Origin of the sequence: Paraburkholderia sacchari (genome assembly GCF_000785435.2) — a bacterium.
Classification (GTDB): Bacteria; Pseudomonadota; Gammaproteobacteria; order Burkholderiales; family Burkholderiaceae; genus Paraburkholderia; species Paraburkholderia sacchari.
On sequence record NZ_JTDB02000001.1, the window covers coordinates 143,014 to 157,019 of the forward strand.

Annotated in this window: 13 protein-coding genes and 1 pseudogene; 10 read left to right on the top strand and 4 right to left on the bottom strand. The window is 66.0% G+C overall.

Annotation, left to right across the window (positions count from 1 at the left end):
* Position 1: 1 nt before the first annotated feature.
* On the bottom strand, positions 2–589 hold the full coding sequence (locus tag NH14_RS00595) for a LysE family translocator (RefSeq protein WP_035530093.1): 588 nt from the start codon (positions 587–589) through the stop codon (positions 2–4).
* Between the two features lie 274 nt (positions 590–863).
* Here NH14_RS00595 and NH14_RS00600 point away from each other — a divergent pair.
* Positions 864–1,160, top strand: a pseudogene (locus tag NH14_RS00600) (formaldehyde-activating enzyme); the annotation flags it as partial.
* A 110-nt stretch (positions 1,161–1,270) separates the two neighbouring features.
* A complete protein-coding gene (locus tag NH14_RS00605; RefSeq protein ID WP_052148262.1) occupies positions 1,271–2,836 on the top strand; it encodes a methyl-accepting chemotaxis protein in 1,566 nt (521 codons plus the stop codon).
* A gap of 16 nt (positions 2,837–2,852) precedes the next feature.
* Here NH14_RS00605 and NH14_RS00610 read toward each other — a convergent pair whose 3' ends face one another.
* Complete coding sequence (locus tag NH14_RS00610) at positions 2,853–4,400, bottom strand: MltF family protein (RefSeq protein ID WP_407947111.1); 1,548 nt, start codon at positions 4,398–4,400, stop codon at positions 2,853–2,855.
* Positions 4,401–5,012: 612 nt separating this feature from the next.
* Here NH14_RS00610 and NH14_RS00615 point away from each other — a divergent pair.
* The 4 genes from NH14_RS00615 (at position 5,013) to NH14_RS00630 (ending at position 9,654) form a co-directional block, all read left to right on the top strand.
* On the top strand, positions 5,013–5,258 hold the full coding sequence (locus tag NH14_RS00615; RefSeq protein WP_035530091.1) for a hypothetical protein: 246 nt from the start codon (positions 5,013–5,015) through the stop codon (positions 5,256–5,258).
* A 319-nt stretch (positions 5,259–5,577) separates the two neighbouring features.
* Positions 5,578–6,567: a DedA family protein/thiosulfate sulfurtransferase GlpE gene (locus tag NH14_RS00620; protein ID WP_035530088.1), complete on the top strand. Its 990-nt coding sequence runs from the start codon at positions 5,578–5,580 to the stop codon at positions 6,565–6,567.
* An 89-nt stretch (positions 6,568–6,656) separates the two neighbouring features.
* Positions 6,657–8,387, top strand: a complete 1,731-nt coding sequence (locus NH14_RS00625; protein WP_052148261.1) for an FAD-dependent oxidoreductase — start codon at positions 6,657–6,659, stop codon at positions 8,385–8,387.
* Positions 8,380–9,654: a winged helix-turn-helix domain-containing protein gene (locus tag NH14_RS00630; RefSeq protein ID WP_084225720.1), complete on the top strand. Its 1,275-nt coding sequence runs from the start codon at positions 8,380–8,382 to the stop codon at positions 9,652–9,654. The genes NH14_RS00625 and NH14_RS00630 overlap by 8 nt, the downstream gene beginning before the upstream one ends.
* A 90-nt stretch (positions 9,655–9,744) precedes the next feature.
* Here the strand turns inward: NH14_RS00630 and NH14_RS00635 are convergent, their stop codons facing one another.
* A complete protein-coding gene (locus NH14_RS00635; RefSeq protein WP_035530085.1) occupies positions 9,745–10,020 on the bottom strand; it encodes a hypothetical protein in 276 nt (91 codons plus the stop codon).
* Between the two features lie 600 nt (positions 10,021–10,620).
* Here NH14_RS00635 and NH14_RS00640 point away from each other — a divergent pair.
* Both NH14_RS00640 and NH14_RS00645 read left to right on the top strand, forming a co-directional pair.
* A complete protein-coding gene (locus tag NH14_RS00640; protein WP_035530082.1) occupies positions 10,621–11,421 on the top strand; it encodes a class I SAM-dependent methyltransferase in 801 nt (266 codons plus the stop codon).
* Positions 11,422–11,516: 95 nt separating this feature from the next.
* Positions 11,517–11,828: a thioredoxin family protein gene (locus NH14_RS00645; protein ID WP_237179490.1), complete on the top strand. Its 312-nt coding sequence runs from the start codon at positions 11,517–11,519 to the stop codon at positions 11,826–11,828.
* 53 nt (positions 11,829–11,881) lie between these two features.
* On the opposite strand, the gene hpaR is transcribed toward NH14_RS00645, so the two are convergent.
* Positions 11,882–12,277: a homoprotocatechuate degradation operon regulator HpaR gene (gene hpaR, locus NH14_RS00650; RefSeq protein WP_035530274.1), complete on the bottom strand. Its 396-nt coding sequence runs from the start codon at positions 12,275–12,277 to the stop codon at positions 11,882–11,884.
* Between the two features lie 172 nt (positions 12,278–12,449).
* On the opposite strand from hpaR, the gene NH14_RS00655 reads away from it, so the two are divergent.
* The gene (locus NH14_RS00655) at positions 12,450–13,220 is read left to right on the top strand and encodes a fumarylacetoacetate hydrolase family protein (RefSeq protein ID WP_035530077.1); all 771 of its coding nucleotides are present in this window, start codon (positions 12,450–12,452) and stop codon (positions 13,218–13,220) included.
* Positions 13,217–13,996 (top strand): fumarylacetoacetate hydrolase family protein, encoded by a 780-nt coding sequence (locus NH14_RS00660; RefSeq protein ID WP_035530076.1) that lies wholly within the window; start codon positions 13,217–13,219, stop codon positions 13,994–13,996. Before NH14_RS00655 ends, NH14_RS00660 begins: the two co-directional genes overlap by 4 nt.
* Positions 13,997–14,006 lie beyond the last annotated feature (10 nt).

Here is a 14,006-nt window from a genome sequence, read left to right on the forward strand (position 1 = left end):
TTCATTCGAGCAGCAGCCACAGCGCGCTCGCCGCGAGCAGCAGCGCCATCGTGCGGTTCACGAAACGCACGCGCGCCGGTTCGCGCAACGCCTGGCGCAACGATGCGCCCGCCCATGCCCAGCACGCAATCGACGCGTAGCACACCACGAAATAGATGGCCGCGAACTGCCACACGATTGCGTTTTCGCCCGAGGCCGCAAACGCGCCCATGCCGGCGACGCAGGCGAGCCATGCCTTGGGGTTGAGCCACTGCATCGCCGCCCCGGTCATGAGCGACGGGCCGCGCGCGGCTCCCGGCGCATCGATGCGCCCATCGTCGATGGCGAGCTTGTACGCGACGTACAGCAGGAACGCCACGCCCGCCCATTCGATCGCGCGCGCGAGAAACGGCAACTTCGCGAGCAACTCGCGCAGGCCGAGTCCGATCAGCAGCAGCAACAGCGCGAAGCCAACTGTCGCGCCCGTCACATGGCGCAAGCTCGCGCGCAGTCCGTAGCGCGCGCCTGCGCCCAGCGCGACCACGTTGACGGGCCCAGGGGTGATCGACGTGGCCAGCGCGAAGGCGGCCATGGAAAGTGCGGTGCTCACGGTTTTCCTCGTTACGCCCAATGGCGATGATTCACCGTCGAGCGTACGAGGCGCGCGTGCGCCTGTATTGAAGAAAATTGCCTCGTCCGCGCCACGAAATGCCCGCCACCGATGCCATCGCTTCCCGCCAACCCCAGCGCCCCTGGCATTAACCCGGATATGAGTTTGCCTCGCACCCCGGCGAGAAATCATCGATTCATGCGCTGTCCAGCCCCGCCGCACAATCGCTCCACCGTTGCATTCCTTAATCGCATATCGGCACTGGAGCAGACACATGTGCAAGCAGCTTTATATCGGTGAAGGATTCGAAGGACCGGGCGTCAATCTCGCCCACATCAACGTGCTGGTCGGGCCGCGCAACGGCCCCGCGGGCCAGGCGTTCTCCACGGCGCTCGCCACGCCCTCCGCGGGCCACGCGCCCTTCGTCGTGATCGCGCGGCCGGGAATTCCCGCCAAGCCGCTCACGCTCTACGTGAACAAGGCGCAAATCGAAAACGACTTCCACGGCAACGCCACGTGGGGCGCCTCGCAAGCCGGCATCGCGAAAGCGGTGGCCGAATCGCTCGAAAACGATGCCGATCAAGCATTTTTAATCCCCTAAAGATCGTAGGGGAAATGCCGTTAATCCTTGCATGTTGTCGGGCCGTGAGCGGCCCCATTGCAAAGAACGCAAGGAACCCCATGCGCAACAACCAGCCCATCACGCAGCAGGAATTCGACTATCCCGCTTCGCAGATGCTCGTCTCGGCCACTGACCTCAAGGGCCGCATTCAGTATTGCAATCCCGCGTTCATCTCGGTTTCGGGGTTCGCGAAAGAAGAATTGATCGGCAAGGCACACAACGTCATCCGCCATCCCGACATGCCGCCCGAAGCGTTCGCCGACATGTGGCAGACCATCGGCTCCGGCCATCCGTGGACCGCGCTCGTGAAGAACCGCCGCAAGAACGGCGACCACTACTGGGTGCGCGCGAATGTCACGCCGGTCTCCGAGCAAGGCAAGGTGGTGGGTTATCTGAGCGTGCGCGTGAAGCCCAGCCGCGAGGAAATCCGCGAGGCCGAGGCGCTCTACGCGCGCATGCGCGACGGGCGTTTGCGCGGCGTGCGTCTGCGGCGCGGCGCGCTCGTGCGCACCGGCGTTCCCGGCGCGGTGCAATCGTTCCTGCGCCTGCCGGTGGCCACGCGCGTCGCCGCCGGCTATGCGCTCGTGCCCGCCGTGTTCGCCGCCGCGGGCTTCGGCGCCTGGCGCGGGCTGCCGCCCACGCCGTTCTGGTGCGCCTTCGGCGCGGCGGCGGTGTGCAGCCTCGCGGCCTGGCGGCTCGCCACGCGCCAGCTCGGCGGCCCGCTCGCGCAGATGTCGATGGCGTCTACACGCATGGCGGCGGGCGACCTCACCGCCACGCTCGCGATTGAGTCGAAGGACGATCTCGGCAGCGTGCTCCAGGCGCTCAATCAGCTGCAGGCCAATCTCACCGCCATCGTGTTCGATGTGCGCGCCCAGATCGCTGGCATGCTCGACGCCGCGCACGAAATCTCCACCGGCAACCTCGACCTCTCGCGCCGCACCGAGTTGCAGGCCGCCTCGGTCGAGGAAACCGCCGCGACCATGGAGCAGCTCACCACCACCGTGCAGGCCAACGCCGAGGCGAGCGCGCGCGCACTCGACCTCGCGCGCGAGGCGCAGTCCGCCGCCGCCCAGGGCGGCTCGATCGCGAGCCGCATGGAGCACACGATGGCCGGCATCACCGATGCCTCGCAGCGCATCGCCGACATCACTGGCGTGATCGACGGCATCGCGTTCCAAACCAACATCCTCGCGCTCAATGCGGCCGTGGAGGCCGCGCGCGCGGGCGAGGCGGGCCGCTCGTTCGCCGTGGTCGCGGGCGAGGTGCGCATGCTCGCGCAGCGCTGCGCGGCCTCCGCGAAGGAGATCAAGCAGGTCGTGGACGAGAGCGTGAGCGAGATCGCCCAGGGCACGGAGCTGGTCGGCCGCACGACCGCGCAGATGCGCGCCATCGACGAAGCCGTGAGCCGCGTCTCGGCTATCATCGTCGAAGTTGCCAACGCGAGCGGCGAGCAGGCCGAGGGTATTCATCAGGTCAACCAGGCGGTCGCGCATCTGGACAGCGCCACGCAGCAGAACGCCGCGCTCGTCGAGCAGGCGGCGGCCACGGCGCAGCGGCTCGCCGAGCAGGCCGACGTGCTCGACGAAGCCGTGCGTCTGTTTACGGTGGCGGGAGCGCGATAAAAAAATAGCAGCGCTATCAGGATCCCTTCTGCATGCTCTCGACGGCCTTGTTGCGAGCCTGCTGGGCATCGGTGATCAGCTTGTACGCGGCGTAGTACTTATAGATGTTGCGCACGTAAGTTGTCGTTTCGATCCCGATCTTGTCCGCCACGACGATCTCCACGTTGTTGAACCACTTGTTCGGATCGAGGCCGCGCTGCACGGCGAGCTTGCGCATCTTCGCGATGTTCCCCGGTCCCGCGTTGTAGCTCGCGAACGCGAACATCGTGCGTTCGCTGCCGCTGAAATGCGCGTCGGGGAAATACTTCTCCATCAGCTCATCCATGTATTTCGCGCCGGCGTGAATATTCGCGTCGGCAACCGAGATGCTGCCCACGCCCATCTGCTTGCCCGTGGCCGGCATTAGCTGCATGATGCCGATCGCGCCCACATGGCTGCGCGCCTTCTGATTCAGCTGCGATTCCTGGAACCCTTGCGCCGCGAGCATCAGCGGATCGAAGCCATATTGCGCGCCGTACTTCTCGAACAGCGCGAGCGTCTGCTTGAATCGTTGCTGCTCGGCGTCGCCGCCGCTATTGCGGATCTGCTTGATGCGTTTCATGTACTGCGCAAGGCGGTATTCGACCACGCTTTGCTTCTTCACGTAGCCCACATAGAAGTCGTTCACAACGGCCTGCAGTTGCGGGCTGTTCTTGCGGATCGCCCAGCCCGTGTAGCCCTCGCCGCTCACGACGAGGTCGTCGCGGACCTTGATCTGCGGTAGCACCTGGGCCCACATACGCGCCTTCCAGTCGTCGACCACGATAATCGGCAGCAAGCCCGCGTTCACCATTTCCATGGCGTCTTCGTCTTCGAGCGCGTCGGGCAGCGGCATAATGCGGATCGGCGGCTTGCCCGCCTTGCGCAAGCGCTCGCTCAATTGGGTCAGGCTGCCGAAGTAGCTCGACGACTTGCGCACATAGACCTCCTTGCCCGAGAGGTCGTCCACCGAAGCCAGCGCCGGCGCCTTGGGTCCCGTCACGACGAGTTCGCGCACCGGCTTGCGGTCGCGGGGTGCAACGAAATCGACAATCTTGAGGCGGTCGTCCGTGGCGGTCAGATTGCCCGCCGAAATATCGCCGAAGCCGGCGTTCAACTTCGTGAGCAGCTGGTCGCGCGTGGTCGGGATCAGATACACGGTCAGCGGACGCTTCGCGAGCTGGGCCGCGTACTTGCGGTTGATGTAGCGTTCGAAGTCGCGCGCGAGCTCGGCGGCGAGCCCGCGCTCGTGGCCCTTGTCGACGAAATAGAGCGTGCGGCTGTACGGCACAAGGAAGCGAATAATCCGCCGGTTCAGCATCGCGTCGAAGTCGCCGGTAGCAGGCTTGTTGGCGAGACTCAGCTTGCGCATATCGCCCGCTGGCGCCGAGGCTGCCGATGCCGCCGATGCATCCGCGCTGGACGCTGGCGCGGGCGTCGGTGCGGGCTTGGCGGGGGCGGGCTGCGCTGCCAATGCGCCGCCTGGGAGCGCGCACACCAGCCATACGAACGTCGAAGCGATCAGAGCGCGCTTGAAGATCTTCACGGCGGCCTCCCCATGGCAACACGGCGGCACGCCCAGCGCTGCCCCGTGATGGTGCGCGTTACACCGCGGATGTACGGCACCCATAATAGTTTATGTCTAAATCCGGGCACTGGCTGCTTGTTTGAGAGTATCGTTGAAGGCGTTTCGTAATACTGTTGCTTGCCGCAATTAAGCTGATAGATCGGCATAAATCCCATCTCGACGGCACTCGCGCGAAGCCGCACTATGTACCCCGTCAGCGCCCAGGACCTGGGTGTTGATCCGAGTAACAACGGCGTTTCAGCGGCTCACCTGGCCTCTACCGGGTGAGCCGTTTTTTCTTGCCTGAATGGTGAGGTAATACGGGAACCGATAGTCAGTCGTCAGTCGGGAAACCGATAAGGCCGGTTTGCGTCATGCCCATGACAACGAACCATGCGGCAACACAGGGCGCATGCAGCGTTGCACGGCACGCAAAAATCCTCATACGGGCATGCGTGCGGGCCTGGACTCGCGTTACACTGGCTGGCCGGGGGGGTACGGCGGCCTGCAGTGTGCGCCCGCGCTCACTACGATGAGACGCCACGCAGCCGACCCCGTACAATGGCTCGACCACACACGAGGACAACATCAATGCGCATGACTGGGTCTTCCGGAAGCATGACCCTGCTCACCGAGCATGACGACTCGACCGGGCGCGACACGCGCTCTCTGCGTCTCGAATCGGCGGCCGACGGCAAGAGCCTTTTGCTGATCGAAGTCGACGAGCGCAAGCCGGGCGTCCATCGCGAAGTGCGTTATGAAATCACGCCTGCAGAACTGATCGCGGCCATCCGCGCGCAGGGCGCCGAGCTTCCAGGGGAATCGCACAACCGGTAACTCGCGGCCGCCAGCCGGCCTGCGCGCCGGCCGGCCCTTGAGCGAAGACGCCGTCGCGGTGGCTTCGCTAACGCACGCGCGTTCACGCGGCGCGTCTTCCACCGCGCATATTCACTATGCGCTTCATTCGCTGCGCCGCTTGCGCGGCAAGCCAGCCCTCCTGGCATACCCGCCGCGCTCATGTCCACGGGCAACAAATCCGCATTGGGCGTATGCTTTGGACCTCGCTTGAACGCTGTCGAAATGCGTCCATAATCGAAACGTTATTCTTCCAGTTCGCGCCGTCCGTGCGGCGCTCCCGTGGCAAGGAAGTAAGCCGATGCTACATGACCTCATCGCGCAGTACGGGCCTGCGCTCGTGTTCTTGAACGTGCTGGCCGGATCGCTCGGCCTGCCCGTGCCCGCGATGCCGGCGCTCGTGCTGTTCGGCGCCATGGCCGCCATGCATCCCGGCTCGATCGGCCAGCAGGTTGCACCGGTGCTCGGGTTGTCCATCGTCGCCACGCTCATCGGCGACAGTGTCTGGTTTCTTGCCGGCCGGCTCTACGGCGGTAACACGCTCAAGACGCTCTGCAAGCTCTCGCTCTCGCGCGACACCTGCGTGAAGAAGACCGAACGCTTCTTCGGCCGCTGGGGCGTGCGCGTGCTCGCCATCGCCAAGTTCGTGCCGGGCCTGTCGATCGTCTCGGTGCCGATGGCCGGCGCGATGGGCACGCCCTATCGCCAGTTCGTGGGCTTCGACGGCATTGGCGCGGCGCTCTGGTCGAGCACCGGCCTGTTGATCGGCGTGCTGTTCGCACCGCAAATCGACATGCTGTTCGCGGGCGCGAGCCGCCTCGGGCGTCTCACCGCGGTCGTGATCGTCGTGCTGTTGCTGCTGTACGCGGCATATCGCTGGCAGCGCCGCCGCCAGCTCATCAAGAAGCTCGCGAACGCGCGCATCACCGTGGACGACCTCTACCGCGCGATGGACAACCAGCCGCCGCCCGTGATCTTCGACATCCGCTCGGCAGAAAAGCGCAAGCTCGATCCGTACATCATCCCGGGGTCGCTCTTCGCCGATGAACGCCAGCTCGACGAGATCGTCCAGAAGTATCCGCGCGAGCAGAAGCTCGTGATTTACTGCTCGTGTCCCAACGAGATTTCGGCGGCCTGGATGGCCAAGCAGCTTGCCGAGGCCGGTTTTGTCGATGTGCTGCCGTTGCTCGGCGGCCTCGACGCCTGGCGCGATTCGGGCCGCACGCTCGAATCGCTGCAAGTCGTGGCACAGCCCGAGGTGCCGGTCAACATCACGCCGAAGCCCGTTTGATTCATACAGATTCACACTGATCCACACAGATCCGCGCTGGATTCTCGCGGCGTCTCTCGCGCCGCCACGCGCATGAGGAGAACCGCCTGATGGGCGCTATTCCAACCGACGCAAGCAACGCCGCCGAAGCGCCGTTCTCGACGCTCTCTACCCGGCGCCACCAGATGTTCCCCATCCTCTCCGACGAGGAGATCGTGCGGCTCTCGCGCTTTGGCGAGCGGCGCAGCTGGGCGGCGGGCGAGTTGCTGTTCCAGACCGGCATGACCGGCGGAGGCATGTTCGTGCTGCTCACCGGCCGCGTGAAGGTATTTCAGCGCGACGGGCTCGGCCACGAGCGGCTCATCAACGAACACGGAGCCGGCAGCTTCCTCGCCGAAGTGGCCCAGCTTTCCGGCGGGCCGTCACTTGTGAACGGCCTCGCGCTCGAACCGGTCGAGGCGCTGGTGATTGCGCCCGAGCGCCTGCGCGCGGCCATCGTCGCCGAGGCAGAGTTGGGCGAGCGCATCGTGCGCGCGCTGATCCTGCGGCGCGTCGCGCTGATCGAGAAAGGCGCGGGCGGCCCGATCCTGGTCGGCAAGCACGACGACCCCTGCATGCTCTCGCTGCAAGGCTTTCTCTCGCGCAACGGCCATCCGTACACGGTGTTCGACGAACGCGACGAGAGCGTCATGCTCGGCGTGATCGAGCGCTACGCGGCGCGCAACGAGGACCTGCCGCTCGTGATCTGCCCCGATGGCACGGTGCTGCGCCACCCCACTTCGCCCGAGCTCGCCACCTGCCTCGGCCTCCTGCCCGAACTCGACGGCGAGCGCGTCTACGACGTGGCCGTGGTGGGCGCCGGCCCGGCGGGTCTCGCGACCGCGGTGTACGCGGCATCAGAAGGCCTTTCGGTGATCGTGCTCGATGCGCGCGCGCCGGGCGGCCAGGCGGGCGCCAGCTCGCGCATCGAGAACTACCTCGGCTTTCCCACCGGCATCTCGGGCCAGGCGCTCGCGGGCCGCGCGTTCGTGCAGGCGCAGAAGTTCGGCGCACACGTGGCCATCCCGGTCATGGTGCGCAAGCTCTATTGCAACGAAGCGCCGCGCCGCCTCGAAACCTGCAGCGGCAACGTGCGTGCGCGCACCGTCGTGATCGCAAGCGGCGCGAACTACCGGCGGCCCGCCATTGCCGGGCTCGACCGCTATGCTGGGCGCGGCGTCTATTACTGGGCCTCGCCGGTCGAGGCGAAGCTCTGCAAACACGAGAACGTCGTGCTGGTGGGCGGCGGCAACTCGGCGGGCCAGGCGATCGTCTATCTGTCCTCGCACGCGCGCCATATCGACGTGCTGATCCGCAAATCCGGCTTCGAATCGACGATGTCGCGTTATCTGATCGACCGCATCGCCTCGCTGCCCAATGTCACCGTGCATCCATCGTGCGAGATCGGCGCGCTGGAGGACGACGAGGCGGGGCTCGCGGCCATCCGCCTGAAAGCGCCGTGCCCCTTGTCGGGCGTGGAGCGCATCGACGCCCGCCATCTGTTCCTCTTCACGGGCGCGGACCCGAACACCGGCTGGCTGCACGAATGCGGCGTGGCGCTCGACATGAACGGCTTCGTGCTGACCGGCGCCAACGACGCCTCGTGCAGCCTCGCCACCACGGTCGATGGCATCTATGCGATTGGCGATGCGCGCGCCGGCTCGACCAAGCGCGTTGCGGCGGCGGTGGGCGAAGGCGCGGCCGTAGTCGCGCAGATTCACCAGTGGCTGAGCGAGGCCAGCGTGCCGCGCGCGACGGTGACGCCGGCAGCCATGGCCGCGATGGCGGGCCTGCATGCGTGACGACGCGGCGCTCGACACCGCAGCCGAGGTAAGCGCGCAACCTTCGCGCACCACCGTGACGCTGCCGCTCGCAGCGGCGCGCACGCTTCATCTCGCAGCGCAAGGGCTGCTCGCGCCGCCGCGCCGCAAGGCCACCCAGGACGACGTGCTCGCCGCCATCCGCCGCATGGCGCAACTGCAAATCGACACGATTCACGTGGTCGCGCGCAGTCCTTACTTCGTGCTGTTCAGCCGCATCGGCGCTTACGACACGCGCTGGCTCGACGCCCACCTCGCCGAAGGCCGGCTCTTCGAATACTGGTCGCACGAGGCCTGTTTCGTACCGATCGAGGACTATGGCCTGCTGCGCCATCGCATGCTCGACCCTTCGGGCATGGGCTGGAAATATCCGGCTGAATGGCATGCGAAGCATCGCCGCGAGATCGATGCGCTGCTCGAACGCATTCGCGCGAACGGCCCCGTGCGCTCCGCCGATTTCGCCCGCGAAAAGGGCGCGAAAGGCAGCGGCTGGTGGGACTGGAAGCCCGAGAAGCGCCATCTGGAAGTGCTGTTCTCGACCGGCGCGCTGATGGTGGCCGAGCGCCGTAATTTTCAGCGCATCTACGACGTGACCGAACGCGTGCTGCCCAACTGGAGCGACGCGCGCGATCTGCCCGCTCGCGCCGACGCCGAGCGCACACTGCTGCTGCGCACCTGCCGGGCGCTGGGCGTGATTCGCACCGACTGGGCCGCCGACTACTACCGCCTGCCGCGCCGCCCGTACGCCGAGGCGCTGCACGCGCTCGCCGACGCCGGCGAACTCGTGCCCGTGCGCGTGGAAGACTGGAAGCACGATGCGTTCGTGCATCGCGACTTCGCGCCGCTCATCGACGGCGCCGCGAGCGGCGCGCTGGCCTCGACGACCACTACGCTGCTCTCGCCTTTCGATCCGGTCGTATGGGAGCGCAAGCGCGCGACGGCGCTATTCGGCTTCGACTACGCAATCGAATGCTATCTGCCAGCGCACAAGCGCAAATACGGTTACTTCGTACTGCCGATATTGAGCCGCGGAAAACTGATCGGCCGCGCCGATGCGAAAGCGCATCGTGCCCAGGCGGTGTTCGAATTGAAGTCGCTGCATCTGGAGCCGGGCGTGCGCGTAAGCGGCCGTCTCGTGAACGATCTGCGGCGCGCGCTGCAACGTTGCGCCGACTGGCACGGCACGCCGGCATTGCGGATCGGCGACGCGCCGCCCGGGCTGGCCACCGCGTTGCTCGCCGAATCCTGAAACCCGAACCTTGAAACCCCAAAAACGATGCGCGGGCGGCGTGCATGTTGCACACGCCGCCCGCGCGGTTTTGAGCAACACCAGGGTTGCTCAGCGCTCCAGCTTCACGCGCAGTTCGCGCGCCGCCTCCAGCAAGCCTTCATAGCCCGAACGCGCATGTTCGGGCAGGTCCGGGTCGCCCACCAGCGCGCCCAGCGTTTCGATCAGGCTGAAGACCAGACCCTTGGCCGCGCCTTTGGCGATGCTGCCGCTCTTCACCCCTTCGTCGACGTGCGATAACGCCGCGTTGAGATTCTCCAGATCGTCCTTTTGCCCGTTACCGCCTGCCGCTTGAGCGTCATCCTTGCGCGTGTCGTCGCTCGTCATGATGAACCGTTTCCCCTAGCTGGTACTTCGTGGAAAAAAATCCCGCACTGCTGTTATATACCCATCACAGGCAGTCGTCCATTGGACGCCGCCGGGCATGCCGGGCAACGCACGGGCTGCTCCCGAATCTTCTCACCTTTGCGCGTATCGCGCCGGTGCGTGCGCCGTTCACGCTTGCCGAGGCTCATGGCGAACGCAAAGAAAAGCCCCGAAAACAAGCGTCGGTTCGATCGTTTCCTGGCAAGCCGGCTGTGTGCGGGCCGGCTTCCGGGAGACTTCCGGGAGACTCCCGGAAACGCTCACCTTTGTGCAATGAAGACGTATTCGAGCGCAAGTTTCAGCGCTCGGCAACGCACTGCGGGGCACCTGCGTATCCGGCGCTTCGTTGCAGATTACGCCTTGTTTCAAGGCACTTTCTGTGCGACGAGATGATCAAAGCAAGACGCGCGCGAAACCTCGACGGTGCGCTCGCGCGCGGCACTTCGCTCACTCCCGAAAAGACTCACCTTTGCGGCAAACGTGCGGCAATCCACCTTGACGCAACCCACGCGCGTCCCCAGACTGGGCGAGTCTGCCGCGAACCCGATCATCCGATAGCCCATGAACCAGGTCACGCCCTTCATTCCCGAACGCTTTCACAACGCCGCGCCGCATTACCTGAGCGGCCGCCCCGCGTACTCGCCCGCACTGATTCGCCGCGTCGCGCAGCGCAGCGGCCTGGACGGCACGCAGCGCCTGCTCGACCTCGGCTGCGGCCCGGGCCAGCTCTCGCTCGCCTTCGCAAGCTGGGTGGGCAGCGCCGTGGCCATCGACCCCGAGCCCGCCATGCTCGAAGTCGCCGCGCAGCTGGGCGCGGGCATCGCGCCGAACATCGAGTACCGCCGGGGCAGTTCGTATGAACTCTCGCCCGCACTCGGCAGGTTCGATCTCGCCGTGATTGGTCGCGCGTTTCACTGGATGGATCGCGTGGATACGCTCGCGCGTCTCCACGCGATCCTCGGCGAACGCGGCGCCGTCGCGCTCTTCAACACCACGCATCTCGACGACCCGCAGCGCCCGTGGGCCGCGCACTATCGCGACCTGCTCGACCGTTACGCCAATACCGATCCCGCGCGAGAGTTGCGCCGCTCGCCGAACTGGGAGAGCCACATCGACGTGCTCGCGCGCTCGGCGTTCGCCGCCATCGAGCGCATTTCGGTGATCGAGTACCGGCGCGTGAGCGCGGAGCAGTTGAAGGCGCGCCCGCTCTCGATGTCGAGCCTCTCGCGCGAGCGCCTGGGCAGCCAGCTCGACGCGCTGCTCGCCGAAATCGACGCCATTGCCGCCGCGCATGGCGACGATGGCTGGCTCATCGAGCGCATCGAGTCGACCGCGACGATTGCCACGCGCGCGCTCGCCTGAAGCGCGCCTGAAGTGCGCCTGAGAGGGACGCGGAAGCGCCAACGCGCCGGAGCCGCTTGCGGTATCGTACGGGGACGATGTCTACAGGAGATGTAATGAGTTACGCCACCAAGGCCCCGGGCCGCCAGGAAATCGATGCGCTGAGCGGTCTTGCCGTGCTCGAATTCGGCACCGACTGGTGCGGCTATTGCCAAGGCGCGCAGCCCCTGATTGGCGATGCGTTCGCGAAGCACCCCGGCGTGCGCCGCATCAAGGTGGAAGACGGTCCGGGCCGCCCGCTCGGCCGCTCGTTTCGCGTGAAGCTGTGGCCCACGCTCGTCTTCCTGCGCGATGGCGCGGAAATCGCGCGCGTGGTGCGCCCGGGCGCAGCGGCCGAGCTCGATGCGGCGTTCGCGGCGCTGGGCTGAACGGACGCCTTTTCAAAGCGGCGCTAAAGCATTGCCAGGCGCCGCTCACTCATTCATTCGAGCCCGGCCAGCAAATCGTCGATGGCCCGATACACGCGCTCCACGACCTCCGGCCCCACCTCGGCTTCCAGCGCCTTGTAGCGCGCCTCCAGATCCTTCGAAATCGCCTTCACGAGCTGGTGGCTCTTCTTCGTGAGCTTCACGAGCACGCGCCGCTGGTCGTCGGCGAAGCGCTCCTTCGTCACGAGGCCCAGCGCCTCCATGCGCGCGAGCACGCCCGCCATGCTCGGGCTCGAAATCGTGCACAAATCGGAAATTTGACGCGGCTCCAGCGGCCCGCTTTCGTTGAGCGCGCGAATCACGCGCCACTGCTGCTCCGTGAGCCCATGCGCCGTGATCAACGGACGAAAGCGCTCCATCATCTTTTCGCGCGCGCGCAGCAGCAGCATGGGCAGGTTGCGGTGCGCGACGCGCGTGGACGTGCGGGAAGAATCGGACATGGCGGCTTGGTTCACTTCATTCCAGGGGAAACCCGCGAAATCTGCTTCGATGGTTGACGCTCGATCATAGCCAGCGCAGACTCACTTACATATTAGTGTTTATGGGAAAGCGAGTCACGACATGTTTTCGCTGGCCGACCATCTGCTGCATCTCGAAGGCGAAGCACTGCCGCGCGACGTGAGCGCAAGCGCGGCGCGCGCGCTGCTGGCCGATGGCGCGCGCTGCCGCGCCCCCATTTCCGGCGCCGTCTACGGCACGCTGCTCAACGACCGCGCCGCGCTGGAAGCCCTGGGCGACGCCGTGAACGCGGCGCCCTACAAAGCGCCGCCGCGCGCGCCCGTCCTTTATCTCAAGCCGCGCAATACGCTCGCCGGCCATGGCGTGCGCGTGGGCGTGCCGGGCGTGCAAGGCGTGCAGGTTGGCGCGTCGCTGGGCATCGTGATCGGCCGGACCGCCGCGCGCGTTGCGCCGGGTGAAGCGTTCGATTACATCGCGGGCTATGCGCTGGTCGCCGACCTCAGCGTGCCGCACGAAAGCGTCTATCGCCCCTCAGTGCGCTTTCGCGCGCGCGACGGCTTCTGCGTAATCGGGCCGACGGTGCAGGCGCGCAGGCATGTCGCCGATCCGGACCGGCTCGCGATCCATGTCGATATAGATGGCGAGCCGCGTTTCAGCGCGAATACGTCCACCTGCGTGCGCGGCGTCGCGCAACTGCTCGCGGACGTGACCGATTTCATGACGCTCTCGGCCGGCGACGTGCTCACGCTCGGCGTGCCGCATGGCGTGCCCGTCGTGCATTCGGGTGCGCACGCAACCATTTCCATCTCGGACTGGCCCGCGCTTGCCATCGAATTTGTTGTACCAACCGTCGCGCAAGGAGCCGCAGCATGATGCGAGGACGCGTTGCCTACGCAGGCGCCATTCACGAAGCACGCCCCGAAGGCCAGCGCGTGCGGCTCGCCGATGGCCGCGTGCGCGAAGAGCATGAAGTGGTCTGGCTCGCGCCGTTCGAGCCCGGCACGATCTTCGCGCTCGGCCTCAATTACGCCGAGCACGCGAAAGAACTGCAATTCACGAAGCAGGAAGAGCCACTCGTGTTCCTCAAGGGGCCGGGCAGCGTGATCGGGCATCGCGGCATCACGCGCCGCCCAGCCGACGTCGCCTTCATGCACTACGAGTGCGAACTCGCGGTCGTGATCGGCCGCACCGCGCAAAACGTGAAGCGCGAAGACGCCATGCAGCACGTCGCGGGCTACACCATCGCCAACGACTATGCGATCCGCGATTATCTGGAGAACTACTATCGCCCGAACCTGCGCGTGAAGAATCGCGATGGCGGCACGGTGCTCGGACCATGGTTCGTCGACGCCGCCGATATCGCCGACGTCAATGCGCTAGAACTGCGCACATACGTGAACGGCGAACTGAAGCAGCGCGGCAACACGCGCGACTTCGTCACCGGCATTGCCGAACTGATCGAGTATTTGAGCGGTTTCATGACGCTCGCGCCCGGCGACGTGATTCTCACGGGCACGCCCGAAGGCATCGTCAACGTGAACGCCGGCGACGAAGTGATCTGCGAAATCGACGGCCTAGGCCGCCTTGTCAACACGATCGCGTCCGACGCCGAGTTCGGCCGCACATCGTCACCCATGCAACAAACCTGAGCGGAAAACC